This is a genomic window from Idiomarina aquatica (assembly GCF_003987185.1).
Lineage (GTDB): Bacteria > Pseudomonadota > Gammaproteobacteria > Enterobacterales > Alteromonadaceae > Idiomarina > Idiomarina aquatica.
Genome location: NZ_PIPS01000001.1, coordinates 29,171 through 47,536, shown reverse-complemented (window position 1 = coordinate 47,536; position 18,366 = coordinate 29,171). Strand labels below are relative to the sequence as shown.

The window sequence follows — 18,366 nt, the reverse complement described above, 5'->3', positions numbered from 1 at the left end:
TGCGCACATTAGAATGTAACTGAGCATGCTCACATTGCCTTTGCTAACTCGGAGCCTTTCAAGTCAGGAGTTCCCGCTTGATCAGTAAGTTAAGAGTCGAAAACTATCAATTGGACGAGTTTCTAAATGCGCACGCACGATATACAAATGTTACGTTCTCACGGAGAAGGGTTCATGAACCAAAACCAAGCAATTATAATTCCTAAGCTACTCAATGATCGGGGGGTTATCATAGATGAAGATATTGAAGATCATCCTGTTTCATATACGAAAATAGCTTCTTGGATTTGTGACCACGAGAACCTCTTGAGAGAGCACGACTATATTGGTGGACCTCTTCGAGCATGGAGCAGCGGATTCAGAGGGTTAGGTTGTGCTTATGGTGTTACTGACTCGGATGAAGAAATCAGCAACGAGTGGATTGATAACTATTGCGTAATTACTGAAGCAATTGAAGGCAGTAACGTTACTGCTGAAGACGTCATTAAATACAGGCTCAGCATTTCATTCGAATGTAGGTGTGGGTATACAAGCAATGTTGCCCCGGAAGGGATTCCAAACGAGCATAAAACAAAAAGGCTAACCAGCTTAAAAGGTCGTTGCACCAAGTGTTCATCCTCGTCAGTTCCACCCGCAGATTTAATAAAATCATGGAAAAGAACATAATAAATCAATCAACTACGCCCCTTCGGGGCCGGGCACAGCAAAGCTGCGCCGGTTATTGAGGCGTTGTGAACCACCACGAATCGAGGTTTAAGCATATGAATAGATTTATACTTTTACTTTTATTGCTTCCACTTTCAGCTCAGGCTTCACTCGAATGCAAAGGTAGCTCTTTTGGTCTAGATTTTATTTATCTTATTAATGCTGGGAAAAATAAAAATCTCGTTGTTGAAACTAAAACGTTCTTAAATGGTGAAAATATTATCGAGCGAACCGGCATAGCTACATACTCATCTACAGTAAGAGTCAAAACCATTGGCGAGCAAGAAAGCTACTATGTATTCGCCCCTGATATCGATTCATACACGGAAATTTTTGCGTTATCGCAAGATTTAAAATCAATGGGAAGGTCACGTCCTGAACCAGCTTCAGATACAGGTAACTTTACTACATTTAGATGTACAGGTTCGTTTGACTGACATGGTTAATAACAAGCGGCGGTAGACGGACTCATGTTCTGCTCCTTCGTCGCTACAAATGGACCGCTGCGCCGGGCGCTAGTTTCTTTTGAGGTTGCATCTCATATAAGTTAATAGAGGGAATAATGGAATTAGAAATAGATGATCTCGATGTTTTCTTGACGCGGAATCGTGTTTCAAAGGATGACTGGGATAAAGCTGCAATAAGCGTAGATGAGTTAAAGTCCATCGCTACAGACTACAAAAAAAGCATTCCCCACCTCAATGAATCAGCGGAGTTTTTGGCTAAAGTTCTCCAAAAGTGCCCACAAGTTCACTCTGTAAGATGGCGTGTTAAAGATCCGGAGCATTTGCTGGAAAAAATAATCCGAAAGCGAGCGTCAGGCTCCAAGAAGTATCTTGAGATAAGTGAACATAATTATTTTGAAATTGTTACGGACTTGGTTGGAGTTCGAGTTTTACATCTATTCAAGTATGAATGGCTCGATATACATTCTTACATATTGGGTTGCTGGGAACCTATGGAAAAGGTGAAAGCTTATATTCGTGAAGGAGATGAGGGAGGGGTTGTCGATAGTTATAGCGAAAATGGATGCGATGTTGAGCCACACCTATCAGGGTATAGATCTATTCATTACATAATATCAACGAAGCCAACTCTTAAAAAAGTTTTGTCCGAAATACAAGTTAGAACCATATTTGAAGAAGGTTGGAGTGAGATTGACCACAAAGTTCGATATCCCAATTTTTCTGACAATAAATTGATTTCTTACTTTCTAACTATTTTTAATAGGATGGCAGGAAGTGCCGATGAAATGGGCACGTTTGTAAAAGACTTGACTGCTGAAATAGCTTTGCAGGAACTTAAGTATGCTGAAGTTCAGAAAAAGCATGAAGAGCATCTTTCAAAAATTGAGGATTTAGCTTTAGAATTAAGCAAAGAGAAAAAGCAAAATAAGACTAGGGCGGAAAATCTTAAGAAACTTAGTGCTGAAATAAGTGAGCTAAGAGAGAATACAAAATTGTCAGAGCACTACGTTAGCCCTAATATTTCGGGATTGTCTGGGCTTGACAGAGCAGCACTACTCGGTGCTTCCGCATCAGCGTTGGCAAGTCTTGATAAGACAAGCTTACTTGGTTCCTCCGCATCAGCGTTGGCAAGTCTTGATAAGACAAGCTTACTTGGTTCCTCCGCATCAGCGTTGGCAAGTCTTGATAAGACAAGCTTACTTGGTTCCTCCGCATCAGCGTTAGCAAGTCTTGATAAGACAAGCTTACTTGGTTCCTCCGCATCAGCACTGACAGGCTTTGATAAGGACTCTCAGCCAATTAGCAAGCAGAATGTTAAAAAAGACAAGGACACACCTAACGATGACAATTAAAACTAACAGGTTGCAGCAGAAGGAAAACCAAAAGCTCCAGCCTTCGACCTCCACTTTTGTTTTCCTCTGTGCAAGGCGTTAACGTCCGCTATTGGCACAAAGCCGAAGGTCAGCAATGAACGATGAGCCAAGATCAGAATATGGAAATAAAGAAAGGGCAATTTTCTTTGTATTTGCATTTTGGTGTACGTTAACTTTTTCACATGGAGAGAGGCTCAAATCAGTGTTTTTATTTCGTGCTTTTCTGTTTTTACAGCTACTAACATTTTCGGTACACGCTCAGGATTCAGAAAGTGGCGAGGATGTAAGTCCAGAAACAACAGCATATGAAGTTCTGGATTTGATGAGGGAGCATGTTGTCACGCGTGATCAGGTAAGCTGGCGTGTATTAAAGTCTGATTTGGATAATATTGAACGTCCATTTACCAGAGATAATTTACGAGAGGCGCTAACTCTCATCTTAAAGCGAGCTGATACCGGCCATACATTTTATAAAAGTGCTGTTGAACCAAAGTTTGTGATGCAAAGAAAGTTTGAATGTGTGGCAACGAATACTTATGACTTGCCTATCATTCCTGGACACATTGGCTATCTTCGCGTCAATGGGTTCAATGCCCCCTCAGAGAAGGCTAAACTTCGCTATATCAAAGAATTGCATGATGAGATCAACAGACAGAAGGGTAACCATGTAAACGCATGGATTATCGACCTTCGGTATAACATGGGTGGGAATATGTGGCCGATGCTGGCTGGAGTCGCACCATTGTTAGGCAATGGAATACATGGTTATTTTGTTAAACCTGATGGCTCCAAAACCGCCTGGGGAACCTATGACGGTCGGAGTTTTCTTAACAATCAATTTATGATTGGAATTAAAGAGAATCTGGTACGGGATAGGAGTTTGCCAATTGCAGTGCTAAGTAGCGAACAAACAGCGAGCTCTGGAGAATCATTATTAGTCGCTTTTGAAGACAAACCTAATGTACGCTTTTTTGGCAAACCATCGTGTGGTATGTCGACAGCTAACCGCCAGTTTAATTTAAGTAATGGTGCAACCTTAAATATTACGACAGCAAAGATGGCAAGTAGGAATGGTAAACTATTCGGTGGAAGAATAGCTGTCGATGAGCCTTCGATACGTCCGGTCGAGGACGCGATTCAATGGATTAATACAGTGGCCGAGCAATGATTCGGGTTGCCGGCTTTGAGCGGAGAGCACATTAAACCGTGGCACATCCGCTGTTCGCTAAAAGCAGCTCCATTACTTAGAACAAGCTACAAATATCAATAGCTTGATTGAATCGCAATTTTAGCTCAATGTGAAGTTACTAAATATTGAGCAACACAACGGGTCTTTTACAGTAAACGATGAGTTTCGCAAATAGGGTCAATTCAATAAAGCGCAGGCTGTCTAAATATACTAGAGCATCTCTAGTCGAACACCTAATGAAAAGATTGCATCTACCAGAGTCGTCATTTGGTGATCATCCAAGTCTCCCTTGGCTTAGCTGCATGATGCTGGAACTTGTTCTCGAGGTAGATGAAGACCCCGATGCCAGAGTAGCTGATTCGCAAAAGTTGACAGTAATACTAAATGATTTATGGAACCTTCAAAACGAGGCTATTCGATTTGATCCTGATAAAACTATGATGCTTACAATGCGCCCTTTCTTGATTCAGCAATTGCGCTTTCAGTCAGCCCAAGTGACCCACCTGTATTTTTTAGCACGAATGCAACTACTGTTGCTTGAATATAATAAGAGCCCAAAACCTATCCGTGCTTTCGAAAGGGCTACAGGGATACCATTTGAAGATTTTGTGACCCTCTCACTTTTTTTTGCTTTTGCTTTCAGCGACATGCTCGCTATTAAGCAGACAAAAATTACATATGAATACATTCTATCTAAGCTTTATCCTAGCTACTCACTGGAAACACTAGTGAAGTTTCTTACGCTAGTGGGTAATGAGCTTGATACGTTGGGTAAAAATATTAAATTAAAAAGGGTAGATAGCGGTCCTCCTCGTTCAGATGATTATTTTACAGAGTCGTTATTTTTTGGCACACCGCTATTGTTATTGCCCTCTGGTGTATCAACAACGCACTCTTACATTGCTTGCATTGGTTTAAGTGAATTTATTCTGCGAACTTTGAAGGACTGTGACGACGATGGTAACTCTTTCCGCAAACCCTTTAGTCACGCCTTTGAAAGATATATCAGCGATCTCTTTATTACATCGGGCCTCGCTGTGGTACAAGAGGATAGTCTTAAAAAGCAGTACAATGACGAAATTAAAAACAGCAAAGTTGTCGATTACTTTTACAGTTCTGACGGTAAAAACCTGTTTGTCGATGCAAAATCCGTTGAACCTAAACAAACCGTGTTGTCGACACAGAACCCAAGGGTAATTAAAGAAAGGCTTCGTGACCATTTAATTGGAGCACTAACACAAGCTAGAGAGTGCGCGAACGCTTTAAATCAATCAAAGTATGACCATCTTGTCTCAACAGAAAATCGTTACATATTGGTCATCAGCCACCAAGATTTTTTTGTGGGAAGCGGACAGCGCCTTCGTGACCTTCTAGGAAAGGATTATGGTTCGTCGATTGATGATGCGGTTGGAAACGAGTTTAAACTCGAAAATGTTTTTTATATTGCTATAGCTGAGTTTGAAGGTGTCATACAATTGCTGCAAGAGGGGCAAGTCACAATCTTCGAATTCTTGGATTATTGTAAAAATCGTAACACCAAAGAGCCGCTATTTAATATGAGGCAATATGTCAGTGAGTTCGGACAAGAACTTCAGCTTGATAATCCATCACCTATCGGAAGTGACAGAGTAAAAAAATCTTTTGACTCGACTTTTAGAGAGCTAGAAGCAGCTTGGGAGCATAACTCAGCCTATTGGCGTGAACTGGGAGCCGTTGATTCCGTAGTAGCAGTAAATGAGTTTACTTATGTATATAACTCCTTTCGAAAAGCACTGTCTGAGTCAGAGCAATAGGAGACACAATAAAGCCAAAGTTTAACGACACAATTTAGAGTCTTACCGAGGTTCAATCAACGACCGCTATGGGCGAAAAGCGGACCTTCTGACTTTCAGTCAACTCCAACTAGTGACTAGCCGTCCCGTTATTAGTATGTGTGGGTGTCGCTAGCGATGCACGACACATTCACTTCGGCAATATTGCGCGTTTTGTTGTTGTGTTGTGTATTTAAGTCGTTTACTGTCAATGACATAACAAAAAATAGAGGTTGGATATTGTGCGCTCGGTAGAGTGTAACTGAGCATGCTCAAATTGTCTTTGCTAACTCGGAACCTTTCAAGTCAGGAATACCTGCTTGATCAGTAAGTTACTAACCGAAAACTGTCAATTGGGCGAGTTTTTAAATGCGCATGCACAATATAAAAATGTTAGCTTAGAGTGAATATGGATCCTACAACACTTCAACTTTGGTCTGTTATCGGTACGTGGGTTGCGGGGATTGGAACCGTAGGTGCTGTAGTAACTTCACTTTGGTTTGCGCTGCACCAGAACATGATAAAGCTTAAAGTTTCTGCAGGTCACCGAATTCTCGTTACGCCAGGCTCTAAAGAAACTCCAGACTATTGCTCTATTCGAGTAGTCAATGTCGGCCTTCGCCCGGCTAAAATTACACATGTAGGCTGGGAGGTGGGGCGGTGGCGTAATAAAAAGTACATGCTGCAAACTTTTGGATATCCGGGGTTCGATGATGTACCTAAAACACTTCACGAAGGCGAAGAAGCAAGCTTTATGATTCCCTTTCTCTACTCAGGAGGAGGCGAAGATTGGTTGGTACGCTTTCCGAAATATATAGTGGGAGATGACTCTCCTAAGCTAATCAAAACGTTGAAAGTTACTGTTCACACGTCAGTTGGGCAGAGATTTAAACGTAAAGTGGAGCAGAATTTGATCGACAAGATCGAAGAGTCATATAAAGCTAACAATGAAATGCAGCCGACGCAAAAAGAGCGCGCCTGATTTCGACGTTATGTACAAAATCGAATCGGCAAGATTTAATGAAAACTTTTGATATTAGTGACGTCAGGAAGTACACAAAAATGCTAGACCCATCGGCTAACTTCGATGGTGCGTATACGTTTTGCTATGACGAAACTAACAATATAAGGAAATTTTACCTGAGGGAGTCAGATTTTAATTCCACTTTTACAGATAATTTTGTGTTGGGTGGGTTAGTGTATCAAGGGGCCGCGCCTGATGTTCAATCTCTCATAGATAGCTTCAAATTACAGAAATCAGTCAAAGAGGTTAAATTTAAACATATTGCAAAGGGAGGTTTCATTGAATGCTTGAGCTCGCAAAAACTTAAGCTGTTCTTCGAGTACATTGCCAGTAATGGTTTATATATCCACTACTCAAGCTTGAATATTCTCTACTGGTCAATTGTTGATATAGTCGATTCAGCGGTTGAACTTTCGGAAGTAAGTCAACAGCTGGGCCCTCAGTTTGCTAATACGATGAAGAATGACCTGTATAAGTTGGCAAGAATTGAAATTGATTCGATGATTTCTCTATTTCGCAAATATGGTTATCCGAACATAAAAAAAAATGAAGTTTTGTCATTTATTGAAGATATGAGTGATCTTTTTACGGATTACCTTGATGATGTGGAGTTTCATTTTGGCCTGGAGTCGCTTAGACAGATTTTGAAAGAGGCAAAAAAGAAAGACTCACTGCCTTTTGTTATGGATGCAGACGACTTTGTTCTTATAAACGATTTCTCCCAATTTTATCTTCGTCCTGTTTACATGTTTAAAAATTCTCAACACATATTTGATAATGAAGAATCAATAGTTAAATTGCTGTCAGAATATAAAATTATGTATGACTCAAAAGAGCTCAATAATTTTGTTTTCGTTGATTCAGAATCAAACCAATTGATACAGCTATCTGATGTTCTGGTTGGACTTATTGGTAAATTATACAGTTATGTAAACACCAATAACCGAGTTCAAATACATTCTGACTTTTGCTCTCTGAGCCAGATTCAAAGAGATAATATTGATTTGCTTTTATGGTTAATAGATAGATCGCGTGATAAGAATATAGGCTTTTTACGTTCCACCGATGCCTATGAGGAAATGTCAAAAATTGAAGTTATTCGCGCATGTAGAATTGAGTCACATGCATAACAAGGCGCTCCAGCCGACCCAAAAACCGCTACGCGCTTTTCGGTCGGCTGAGCTTGGGCGTTATGTAATTTCGAGGAGTCGAGATGAAAGCGGAAGTGAAAGTTGTTAACCTCGTGAGGGGAACGTATGCAGCTGAGATTGATGGCTCAGGCGAATATGTGATTTTTGAGCTATTGGATTCCAATGAGCCGGAAATCGGCGATTTCGTTTCTTACCCCGATTTTTACAGCATGAGGGGTGAGACATTTAAAAATTTGACTCAACAATGTGAGGTTGATGTTTACGTCCAGAACGTCTGCGGGGCTGGCTTAGTCCAGAAGCAATGTATGTTGTAGGCCAAACGCGGAAGGAGACAAAGTATGGCGAGTAGTTATAAAGGTTTGTACGTTCAGCGCTTTAGCGATGGAATTATTCATAGTGTCCAAGTGGTTGATTCAGGTGGTAACTCAATCCCTCTTGAACCACAGACATACATCGACCGTGACGTGCAGCCGCCGATTGACGAGTTGCCCGATCTAGAGGACTATCAGAAATCCAAGTAATACATAACAATCGCAGGCACAGCGATGGCTTTCCCGCTACGGCCTCGCCTCCCCTACAAAGCCGCGCGTGCTGCGGGCGTTATGCAATCATCGAGAGCGTGAGTGGAAAAAGACAAATCTCTAGAGATTAAAGATAGCGTTAGGCTGGAAGTTCAATCAGCCTTGCGAGAAAAGGATCAATGGTTGCTTGTGCATCTTTCTCGAAAGCCTGACGGCACCGTTTCAATAGGCTCCGATACAGTTTTTGGCGGATTCGAAAGTTCCCGGGAGCTACGAGGTCCTCGCTGGCAATCACTTAGCTCCGCGAGAGAGTTCAAAGATCAAGGCTTTAAGTGGATAGTAGCCGGTGAATTGAGTGCGGCTGTACTTTTTCAGCAACTTTTAAATGGTGTTACTCCACCCGGAGTTATAATGCACACCGGATCTGTAATACGGTGGGCTCCAAAGTGCGCAGAGTTCCACCCCACGTTGAACAGCGTCCAGGGGGTCGTTAACCCATCACTGCCTGAAAATAAATCTTTGGCTGCCCGTCGTCCCGGGAAAAAGAAGCGTGATGAGCTAAAGGCCAATGGGTGTAGCTGTTGTGGTATTAAAACGGAGGTTACACTACATCACCTAATTCCAAGGGAAATGGGGGGCGCAACAGAAGAGGATAACCTTCTGGCTGTGTGCAGGCAATGTCATGACGCAATTCATAGTGGAGGCTTGGACGTAACGGATTTGGTTCTTCAAGTAAATCTTAAAAGGGTGAAGAGCTTAGTATCATCAATATCGAATGTCGAAACAAAAACCGGGGCATAACAAGTGCAGGCATGGCGACACCCATTACATTGCGCCTTCGGCTCCAGTCCAAGGGCAACGAATGCTGCAAGCGTTATGTGACTCGTTAAGATGAAACTACCAACTAAGAATGACATCATCACCGGCAGCGTATTACTGATTGTTGGGGTATTGATATTGGCCTTTTTGCCAAAATTCTCAGATGCTGGCTGGTACGCAATATTTTTTGGAATAGTAGTGTATATTTTCCCGGGGCCGCAGCTTAGAGAACGCTATAAACAAACTGAAGAATCAAAAGATCGTTGGCGGCAGAGTGCCAAAGCTTCAAGTTCAAAAAGCTTAAGTTGGTGGGCATCGCCATTCCCGTGGGCTTTATTAATCTGTTTTGTGGTGTTGGCTTTTGTAATCGTCACATAACAAAAAAGTATTATCGCCAGCAAAAAGCGTTGGCTGCGACGTCAACCCGCTGCGCGGCTTTCCGCGCTAAATTTTGGCGTTATGTTTCAATTGTAAATTTCGAGTCGGATATCAAATGACACCAGAACAAACAGTTTTATTTAAAGATGTTATCTACCCAGTGATAGACATCATTCTAAAGATTATTGCAGGTGTCATTCTATTGATTTACTTTCAAGGGAAAACTCAAAAGGGTGCATCAAAAGAAAAAATGTGTGATGTTTATTTCTCTATATTGGATGGGCAGGATAAGTTGCACTATCACTATTCAAAGTCGCCATTTTTGGAAATTTTTAGGGCTACTCCACTTGCGAAAGTTTCAGAAGAAACTTATGAAATCTATAATAAAGCATTGGATGAGTGTTTAGGACATAAATACCTCACTAGTTCAGATGCTTTTGATACGCAAGTTAGCCTTACAACTTCGTATAGAAAACTGTATTTCTTGATGGGTAAAAAAGAATATATGAAATACTTTTCAGAACTACGATCTGATGTTGATAGTTACTGTTCTTCATCAGCTACTGGGGAACTATCTCAGTTTACATTGAGGGATAAGTACTCCAAAGAAATAGCTGATGCTCAAAGAAATATAAAAGAGATCGCCAAGTGGCGGGAAGAGAATCACCTAACTAAAGGTGAGGCGAAAGACAAAATGTACTTTGAACTACTATCTGTCTACTCAAAGATCTCAAAAGATTCAAGTGATTACTTTCAAAATAAAATAGGAAAACACACACAGAAAATGGTTGAATACATAAACTGGTACGGATAAAAGCATAACAAAACGTTTAAGAGCGATTCGTAAACGCGTGCTGAACTCGCTTCGCTCAAACATAGCACACGTTAATTCACGCCTTAACGTGGTGTTAAGCATCTGGGGAATAATATGCAGTACATAGCACCAAAATTTGGTGAAAAATCCTTTCACTGTCCTCTTTGTGGGACTTTCTCACATGTGACTTGGGAAAGGCTGAGTGATGAGAAGAACTATGTCACCGACATAGTAAAAGCATCATGCTCATGTTGCGAAAAAGCATCTATCTGGCGAGGAACAAGCTTCAGTGGCTTCTCTGTGTCAGATGGAGTGATGGTTTACCCTGATGTATCATCAGCCCCGCAACCTGAGTTAGATATGCCTGATAATGTAAAAATTGATTATTTAGAGGCTGCTAGCATTTTTTCTCGCTCACCTAGGGCTGCAGCCGCACTTCTTCGACTTGGACTTCAAAAGTTATGTAAACATTTAGGTGAGGCTGGCGAAAATATTAATAAAGACATCCGAAGCTTGGCTGAAAAAAATGTAATTCCTCCCCTTGTCGTAAAGGTGGCAGATACAGTTAGAATTGCAGGGAACAATGCGGTCCATCCTGGTGAGATGAGTGAGGACGATTTTGATCAAGTCGCATCCAAGATGTTTGAACTACTAAACTTCATAGTTAAAAAAGGTATCTCAGAGCCTAGGGAGTTAGCAGCTTTATATGAATTAACTCCAGAAGGTCCTAGAAAAAGTGCAGAAGAGAGCGATCGAAGAACTAGAGAGAAAAATGCTTAGCAATCTGTTTAAGGGTGATTAGCAGCGCGTGGCATTTTTACTATGCGTTGCTCGCACCTTAACAGGGCGTTATGTGTAAAAAAAGGAGTTTGAGACAAATGCAACTAGGAATGACAAACGCACCAACAGATAGTCTTTACAAATTCTTCGCTATATTCTGCTTTATGTTTGCTGGTGCATTATTCTTCTACGCCGACTTCATGTAAAACAAAGCAAGAGAAGTTGTTATAGAGTTATCGAAAACATCAACGACTCGTTTCTATGAACTCGAGGGTTACGCAAAGAGTAAACCTGAAGTAGACATGAAAATCATGCAAGAAAAGGCAAACGATCTAGGTCACACAGAAGGCCTAGAAGCTATTTCAGTCGCAAAACGTTCGGACTACTATAGAGCTTTAAGAAACTGGGGCTGTCCAATATTGCTAGTTTTAAGTTTAATTGGCTTTCTATTTTGGTATTTAAAAATCCAAAGATACCAAGATGTAATACTTAAAAAACAAGCGGAAAACACATAACATGGCGCTCAAGCAAGGACGCGCATTAATGCGCGCCGCTTAGCTTGGCGTTAACGTCCGCTCCTGGCACAAACCAGACTAAACCTAAAGGACCCCTATGCCGCACAAACCGATAAACTTTAAAGAAAAACTCAGCTTGTTTACTGAACAGTGGTCGCCAAAAGTGATTGCCGAGATGAACGATTACCAGTTCAAGGTGGTGAAACTGCAAGGTGACTTTGTCTGGCATGACCACAAGGACACCGATGAAACCTTCATTGTGCTTGCGGGGCGTCTGCGCATTGACTTCAGAGACGGCCATGTTGAGCTGTCTGAGGGTGAAATGTACGTGGTGCCAAAGGGCGTTGAACATAAGCCTTACGCCGAGCAAGAGGCGCAGGTGTTATTGATCGAGCCGCGGGGTGTGGTCAACACTGGTGATGAAAAGGGCCGTAAAACCGCTGAAAATGACGTTTGGATTTGATGATGAACGCTACCTGGTTCCGAAATCTCAAGCTGATAGAGTCCTGCTCGCTACCGACAGGTGTCATGCATCAGCGATATCAACCTGCTTGACCGGCTCATTTATGCGCTTTTTATCTTCTGCTTATCCGTAGCAAGCTTATAGCGCTGATATGGCCTGCCAGGAGTAGCCAAAACAATACGACCGACACCCAAACCACAGGAGCGGCCTGGCTCACACCCCATTCCTCGAAGGTTATCTGTTGTTGAGTGAAGATTGATGCCATACCGAGGTATTGTAGTGGGGTGTTTGCCCATAACAGCGTTGCCAAAATGATAGGGGTAATATCAAGTTTAAGCAGTGTCATAAGCTGTGCCAGTAGTGGCGGCAGGTTTAAAAGAATACCTATCGTTGTGGTTCTTAAAAGAAATTGTCTCACTGATTTATCCTGTTCAGAAATCATTGAAACAATACGGGGTAAGTTTACTATTGTAAACGAATAGCGATTTTTTCTTTAGCTTATTGTTTTTATGTGCAATCTTACGTCAGAAAGGAGACTGAACGTGTACAAAGTCGATAAATTACCGATTAACCCTAACCACCCCCTAATCATAACATTAGTGGCATTTTTTTTGCTGTTTATACTGATAGAAGGGGATAGTGGTGATCTGATACTCAGTTCGTTAATGTTTACGGTTTTTGGTTTTTATCACAGATACCACATCGCAAGGATAGATGAGCTTGATGAGAGAGTGTCGGAATTGGAATCTCGACTAGAAACCTGCGGTCAGTCTGACGAGCTAAACCGTGGCCGAACCACGACCACCTAAGGTATTAAACAATGTCAGAACTTTTTACAGAAGTGCTTCGTATCGTTTTGCCCATCGCTCTTATTGGCGGTGTCGTCCTGGTCAATCGACTCATTGGACTTAAGTACCCGCTGGGTGCGCTCTCTTATATTGCTGTATTTTGTCTTTTTTATTTCGGAATAGAGCTTATTGGTTCCTATGCTACCGACAAAGAAAGTACGCCTGGGCCGTTAGACAGTATTTTTGACGTGGCTGTACCGGTGTTATTGGGTGTTATTACGCTATGGGCTGATTTTATTGCATCCAAATTGTTTCCGAGGCGGCAAAGGGGGTGAGCTCACCAGTCACCAACAAACACGAAAAATTAAAAATAAATACATCTGGTCCGCATGGAGAGCGGTTAAATGCTAAAAAAGACAGTTAAAGTAATGCTGGGCGTTGTTTTTCTTGCGGTGTTAGTGGGTGTGTTAAATGCCGTGTTGCTTGTACCTGACCTCAAAAAGGAGGGGTATGTTGTAGCGTACCGCGGAGGTGGAAGCTTAGTTGATTATGAGACGTTGCAAACGACTGGCTGCACAGCTTCCTCCCTTAAACAGTCTGGCGTGAATACCGTCGAAAATACTCGAGAGGCTGTAGCGGCTTCGGTTGCAGCTGGAGTTGACGTCGTTCATCTGAACGTACACCGCACAAGAGACAACCAACTTGTTGTGTTTCACGATTGGACCCTGGATTGTGCGACTGATGGAACCGGCCCCTTGAGCGAAAGTGATTTTGCTGATCTGGAACAGATTGACGCGGGATACGGTTACACATCAGATGGCGGTAAAACGTTTCCGTTTAGAAACAAGGGCTTCAGAATATCTAAATTAAGCGACTTTTACGCGTTATATCCGGAGCAAATATTCTGGTTAAACTTGAAAAATGACGACGAGCTCTCTTTTAACGTTTTATCTTCTCACCTATCTAGCATGTCTTCCTTTTCACGCAAAAATACTACGGTGATTACGTCTTCAGCAGGCGTTCGGTGGTTTGATGTAAATGCACCAGAAGTCCGCGTAGCGAGTGTTGGCAGCGTTAAAAGCTGTGGTATTGATTATCTGATCGTCGGTTGGGCAGGCATAGTCCCCGAATCCTGTAAGAACACTTTACTGCTTATACCTCCTTCCATGACTAACTATTTTTGGGGTTTTCCCGAACAACTTGCTTCAAGAATGCAAAATCATGGCACGGAGGTTTACCTGTGGTCTAAACACAACGCTGTAAATCCGGATTTTGTAAACCTTATAAATCAAGGGGTAGGTATTGTGACCAGCGATCGTGACTTTATTCATTCAGCTCAGATTGATTGAAGTGGTCATTACGGAAAAAGCGGTCATTTTGTGCAATTTGATGAGCCGGAATTAGTGGTCAGCGAGTTGTTGCTGCTGATGTAGCAGTTAAAGTAATAGCCTTATTATTACCTGATGAATTTCATGTGAGCGAATGGTATTGTTACAAAAATGTTGTTAACCATCATCAGGGACGAAACATGAAACATCGAGTCAGCGCATTAGCGTTCTGTCTTTTCTCCGGTGCTGCCATGGCATCGGAGCCCGTTGAATATCAGACGAAGCTGGCATTCTCACCCGATAATTCAGCGTTAACTGCGGTAACGACATTGGAGATACCCGTCGAGCAGATAACCAACGGTGCCGTGGCGTTATTTCTGAATCAAAACTTTTCGGTAAAGTCGGTAACCGGGGAAAACATCAGCTCCTTTGATATTGGGCAATCGAATAAGGTGCCCGTTTGGAATGAGGTGATTATCAAATTCAGTGAGGCGGGCAATAGCGAGCCTCAGTTTGTAAGCATCGAGTACGCCGGCTCGATTGATAATGAGGCTCAGCACGGTAATTTTATTACTGCCAATGACCTACACCTGAGCATTGATTCGGCCTGGCATCCGGTGTTCAGCGATTTCTCGACGCCAATTACCGGGACGGTTTCGGTTGAGCTGGGCGACGACTGGCAGGTATTTGGGCCAGGCACCGTGACCCGCAGCGAACGGTCGTACCAAATCAGCAGTGAACACCCCACAATAGATGTATCGCTTTATGCTGAGAAGCAGCCTGCCCGCCTCGATAAAGAGGGCTTTACGGTTGTTCATGACGGTAGCAATGCCGAGATGGCCGAATTGGTCTCGCGAACGGGATTGCAGTGTTTCAAGCAGATGAACCAACGTTTCGGCAAGCTGGCACCGCTGGAAAGCGCACAAACCGTTTTGCTCAAACGCGCAGGACCCAGCTTTGCCCGAGGCAATTACATTTCACTCAGTATTCAGAATCTGGGGGCTGACGTTCATACTCACCAATATTTGTGTCATGAACTGGCACATAACTGGACCAGCTACACCAGCGCCATGTCGCACGACTACTGGCTGGTTGAGTCATTCGCGGAATACATTTCGGCACAAGAGATTGAGCGGGTTTATGGCAAAGAGGCTTTTAATAACATAGTGCAAGGCTGGCAGAACCGTGCGAAGGGTGAGGCCTTTGTCTGGCGTCCGGATGCCGATCGCAGGGCGTCGCACAAAGTAAACTATGGCCTCGGGCCGATTGCCTTGATGAAGTTGCAAGACAAGTTGGGAGAAACCGATTTTAATGAACTTGTCGACTGGTACATGGCCAATGACGTGACAGAAACCGAAGCGCTGCTTACAAAAATAGCATCGCTCGCAGATGCCGATACCGAACGTTGGTTTCGGGATTTACTGGCTGGCAGTTAAAGCGTCTACATCAGGAAGCTCATCGATTAAAGCAAGGCACTCACCGAATGATAGGTTTTATGTCTAGGAGGAAGTTAACGATGGAGCTCACAATGAAGAGAATAATCTCGTATTTAACCATCGCGCTGTCATTATCGGTAAATGCTTTGTCCGCTCAGGAAAGCATATTTGATGCCATTCCCGAAATGTTACGAGATGGCGAAGTGAATACCATTCTGGCTGAATTCTCTGACCAACCGCAAACACTGGCTCAGATTTATGTGAATATGGGACGTCCGGATAAAGCGCACGATTTGATCGAGCGTTTTTCAAGCGCAGGTTATTGTGACGTTGAGCATTGATACCGCAGCCTGCTCGTTTCAGGGCAGAAACAACGATCCTATGGCTCCTGCCGATGACCCCAGCTACTTTCGTCAGTTATTGGCCGAACGGTGGTTGTGAGTTAAATCCTCTAACTTTTTTAATCGGCAAACGAACACGAATCGCCAATTTCTCCCGAACAGATTACTGTTGGAGTCCAGTGTTAGAACTTATTCCTCTCGACGTAAGTAAAGCTCTTATAGTTATTAAACTCGCGCTTTAGATGGTCTTCCTCATCAAAACTATAAGTATAAAAATTTTCTAAAGAAACTTGCCTTTGGTTAGATTTTATTTTCAAACTAAGGAAGCCAAATCTATTTTCAAGAATGAATTGCTCTACCTCTTTAAAGTAAAACTCTTCCCCGCTGCTAAAGTTAATTTCCTCGAGTTTAAAATCTATAGTGACTGATTTCGGCAACTTGAATGACAGTATTGCTTTTCCTATTACATAAACTAGAGCAATGCAAGCGAAAACGTTTGAAAAATAAGCTTTAAACTTTAGCTCTGGGGGAACATCAGGGGCAGCAAAGTGTAGAAATGCTATGAAAAAGACCATAAAAACAACACACACTGTTCCGAAATTATATGGTCTTCTAACAAGAGTGATTTTTGTCACAAATTTATCCTTGATTCGCCGCCCACGCAGTGAAGTATTCTATCGCTGTGCACTCCTTAACGACGATGACTGGGCTTCGTAATTGCATTGTATTTTTAAGTCATTTACTGTTAAAAGACAACGAAAAATTAAAGTAGGATGTTTATAAATGCAGTATAAAAGGTAAAGTGGTTGTTCCCTGCTAACCGAGGTGGAGAAAAAGCAATTGAAGCACATCCGTGTTGGTCAAGATAGTGTAACTACGATAAGTTCTTTATAAAGCAAAGGCAAATCGACGTCTGGTTCAACTATCATCACGGTCTACATCAGGAGCACAACAATGAATCCGCAAGCTGTTATCGATTTCTGGTTCGACGAGCTGACATCCAAGCAATGGTTTGCCAAGAGCGATGCGCTGGATAACACCATAAAAACGCGTTTTAGCGACATTTTAGTGGCTGCTGCGGCGGGAGAGTGCTGGCGCTGGCGACACAGCGCAGAAGGGCGTTTGGCCGAAATTATTGTGCTTGATCAGTTCTCACGAAATGTCTATCGCGACACGCCGATGGCTTTTAGTCAGGACCCTATGGCGTTGGTGCTGACGCAGGAGGCCGCTACCCGCACCGTAACGACATATTAGGCCGTACTTCCAGTGAAGAAGAGTTGGCCTTTCTGCAGCAGCCCGGCTCGAGTTTTTAGCGATCGTTCGACATGGGGGCTTTTATCAGTTCCGTCGAATACGTCGTAAACCCAACACAAAGCCAGTATAAACCAGAATACAGGCGAGGAGGGATGCTAACCCTGCAAGGGTTTGTCCTACGATGCCAAAATACTCTCCCGTGTGTAAAAATCGCGCGGTGCCCCAGGCTTGATCGCCCATGGACCAGTCTTCTTTTCGCAACACATCAGTGACCTGTCCGGTGCGGGAGTCGAAAAACAGAGAATACGCGAGTTCTTGTCTGTGTCCGATGCTTTTATCGATGTAAAATCGGGCTTCGTGCGGGTGTTCACCAATTTCCATCCACATGGAATACCAGTCGCCGTAGTCATTTTCTTTGGCATGGTGTTTGGCGCGTTCGAACAGCTTTTCATAAGCTATTTGGCCTTGAGCGAGTGATGTGACTGGCTCATGTTTTTCAGGTACTGGAACGGTCTCACCATAAAAGCCGTAAAGCGCTTTGTTTGCCCAGTCAAAGTGAAACAGTGTTGCGGTTACTGCAATGACGAATAGCGCGGGCAACGACCATATGCCGAATACAAAATGCCACTGACGATTTCGATGATGGGCGTTTTTATAGCGCTTGGGTAGCCAACTTTGCGACCTTAGGGACCTGAGAGATAATCGCTTAGGCAACCACAAATAAAGACCACTAAGTAGCAAGAAAATGAACGCCAGGTTAGCGTAGTTATTCAGGGCTTTGCCGATACTACGGTAATCACCGTCGAGTAACAGGTACCGATGTAAATCGGTCACAATGTGGAAGAATTCGGCCACGGCGCCTTCACCGACGCGCAGTATTTCCCCACTATAAGGGTGCAACAAGTAGCTATTGGGTCCAGCCCATGCCGGTACCGCTGCGCCGTCACGGTTTACCCAGCGAACGTAAATATGAGGTTCTTTAGGATGAAGCTCCTGCAATATCGCCACGGCACGGTCAGTTGTTATGCGCTGCCTGTCAGGTTCTGGCTCAACCGCATAACTCATTTCGGCAAGCTCTTTTATCTGTCGTTCGTAGGTAAGTAAAACACCAGTTGCTGACATGGTAAAAATAAACAGCGCCGCGATCATTCCGGCGGTAAGGTGGATCCAGAAGATCCACCGCTTTACCGAATTAGGCAGTTTGACCAT

At 43.1% G+C, this 18,366-nt stretch carries 21 protein-coding genes and 1 pseudogene; 20 read left to right on the top strand and 2 right to left on the bottom strand.

Features of this window, described 5'->3' with window-relative positions; translation table 11 throughout:
* The first annotated feature begins 174 nt into the window (after nt 1-174).
* From CWE23_RS00260 to CWE23_RS00170, 19 genes are all read left to right on the top strand, one after another.
* Nucleotides 175-666, top strand: a complete 492-nt coding sequence (locus CWE23_RS00260; RefSeq protein ID WP_126819079.1) for a hypothetical protein — start codon at nt 175-177, stop codon at nt 664-666.
* 95 nt (nt 667-761) lie between these two features.
* The gene (locus CWE23_RS00255; RefSeq protein ID WP_126819078.1) at nt 762-1,142 is read left to right on the top strand and encodes a hypothetical protein; all 381 of its coding nucleotides are present in this window, start codon (nt 762-764) and stop codon (nt 1,140-1,142) included.
* Nucleotides 1,143-1,267: 125 nt separating this feature from the next.
* Nucleotides 1,268-2,524, top strand: a complete 1,257-nt coding sequence (locus CWE23_RS00250; protein ID WP_126819077.1) for a RelA/SpoT domain-containing protein — start codon at nt 1,268-1,270, stop codon at nt 2,522-2,524.
* Between the two features lie 115 nt (nt 2,525-2,639).
* Nucleotides 2,640-3,713: a S41 family peptidase gene (locus CWE23_RS00245; protein ID WP_126819076.1), complete on the top strand. Its 1,074-nt coding sequence runs from the start codon at nt 2,640-2,642 to the stop codon at nt 3,711-3,713.
* A gap of 179 nt (nt 3,714-3,892) precedes the next feature.
* Entirely contained in the window at nt 3,893-5,527 is a 1,635-nt protein-coding gene (gene gapS1, locus CWE23_RS00240) for a GapS1 family protein (RefSeq protein WP_420809951.1), read from the top strand.
* A gap of 427 nt (nt 5,528-5,954) precedes the next feature.
* Entirely contained in the window at nt 5,955-6,527 is a 573-nt protein-coding gene (locus CWE23_RS00235; RefSeq protein WP_126819074.1) for a hypothetical protein, read from the top strand.
* A gap of 38 nt (nt 6,528-6,565) precedes the next feature.
* Complete coding sequence (locus tag CWE23_RS00230) at nt 6,566-7,699, top strand: DUF3800 domain-containing protein (protein ID WP_198678787.1); 1,134 nt, start codon at nt 6,566-6,568, stop codon at nt 7,697-7,699.
* Between the two features lie 83 nt (nt 7,700-7,782).
* Nucleotides 7,783-8,034, top strand: a complete 252-nt coding sequence (locus CWE23_RS00225; protein WP_126819073.1) for a hypothetical protein — start codon at nt 7,783-7,785, stop codon at nt 8,032-8,034.
* A 24-nt stretch (nt 8,035-8,058) separates the two neighbouring features.
* Nucleotides 8,059-8,241, top strand: coding sequence for a hypothetical protein (locus CWE23_RS00220; RefSeq protein WP_126819072.1), 183 nt, complete (start codon nt 8,059-8,061; stop codon nt 8,239-8,241).
* A gap of 102 nt (nt 8,242-8,343) precedes the next feature.
* The gene (locus CWE23_RS00215; RefSeq protein WP_126819071.1) at nt 8,344-9,042 is read left to right on the top strand and encodes an HNH endonuclease signature motif containing protein; all 699 of its coding nucleotides are present in this window, start codon (nt 8,344-8,346) and stop codon (nt 9,040-9,042) included.
* A 90-nt stretch (nt 9,043-9,132) separates the two neighbouring features.
* Nucleotides 9,133-9,438, top strand: a complete 306-nt coding sequence (locus tag CWE23_RS00210) for a hypothetical protein (protein WP_126819070.1) — start codon at nt 9,133-9,135, stop codon at nt 9,436-9,438.
* Nucleotides 9,439-9,553: 115 nt separating this feature from the next.
* Entirely contained in the window at nt 9,554-10,252 is a 699-nt protein-coding gene (locus tag CWE23_RS00205; protein WP_126819069.1) for a hypothetical protein, read from the top strand.
* Between the two features lie 114 nt (nt 10,253-10,366).
* On the top strand, nt 10,367-11,032 hold the full coding sequence (locus CWE23_RS00200; protein WP_126819068.1) for a DUF4145 domain-containing protein: 666 nt from the start codon (nt 10,367-10,369) through the stop codon (nt 11,030-11,032).
* 302 nt (nt 11,033-11,334) lie between these two features.
* Nucleotides 11,335-11,547 (top strand): hypothetical protein, encoded by a 213-nt coding sequence (locus CWE23_RS00195; protein ID WP_126819067.1) that lies wholly within the window; start codon nt 11,335-11,337, stop codon nt 11,545-11,547.
* Between the two features lie 97 nt (nt 11,548-11,644).
* Entirely contained in the window at nt 11,645-12,010 is a 366-nt protein-coding gene (locus tag CWE23_RS00190; RefSeq protein ID WP_126819066.1) for a cupin domain-containing protein, read from the top strand.
* Between the two features lie 820 nt (nt 12,011-12,830).
* On the top strand, nt 12,831-13,133 hold the full coding sequence (locus CWE23_RS00185) for a hypothetical protein (protein WP_126819065.1): 303 nt from the start codon (nt 12,831-12,833) through the stop codon (nt 13,131-13,133).
* 69 nt (nt 13,134-13,202) lie between these two features.
* On the top strand, nt 13,203-14,147 hold the full coding sequence (locus CWE23_RS00180; protein WP_126819064.1) for a glycerophosphodiester phosphodiesterase family protein: 945 nt from the start codon (nt 13,203-13,205) through the stop codon (nt 14,145-14,147).
* Nucleotides 14,148-14,326: 179 nt separating this feature from the next.
* The gene (locus CWE23_RS00175; protein WP_126819063.1) at nt 14,327-15,562 is read left to right on the top strand and encodes a M1 aminopeptidase family protein; all 1,236 of its coding nucleotides are present in this window, start codon (nt 14,327-14,329) and stop codon (nt 15,560-15,562) included.
* Between the two features lie 92 nt (nt 15,563-15,654).
* Nucleotides 15,655-15,903 carry a hypothetical protein gene (locus CWE23_RS00170; RefSeq protein WP_105306346.1) on the top strand — a complete coding sequence of 83 codons (249 nt, stop codon included), beginning with the start codon at nt 15,655-15,657 and terminating at the stop codon, nt 15,901-15,903.
* Nucleotides 15,904-16,085: 182 nt separating this feature from the next.
* Here the strand turns inward: CWE23_RS00170 and CWE23_RS00165 are convergent, their stop codons facing one another.
* The gene (locus CWE23_RS00165) at nt 16,086-16,538 is read right to left on the bottom strand and encodes a hypothetical protein (RefSeq protein ID WP_126819062.1); all 453 of its coding nucleotides are present in this window, start codon (nt 16,536-16,538) and stop codon (nt 16,086-16,088) included.
* Between the two features lie 319 nt (nt 16,539-16,857).
* On the opposite strand from CWE23_RS00165, the pseudogene CWE23_RS00160 reads away from it, so the two are divergent.
* Nucleotides 16,858-17,216: pseudogene (locus tag CWE23_RS00160) on the top strand (DUF924 family protein).
* Between the two features lie 25 nt (nt 17,217-17,241).
* Here the strand turns inward: CWE23_RS00160 and CWE23_RS00155 are convergent.
* Entirely contained in the window at nt 17,242-18,366 is a 1,125-nt protein-coding gene (locus CWE23_RS00155) for a PepSY-associated TM helix domain-containing protein (RefSeq protein ID WP_126819061.1), read from the bottom strand.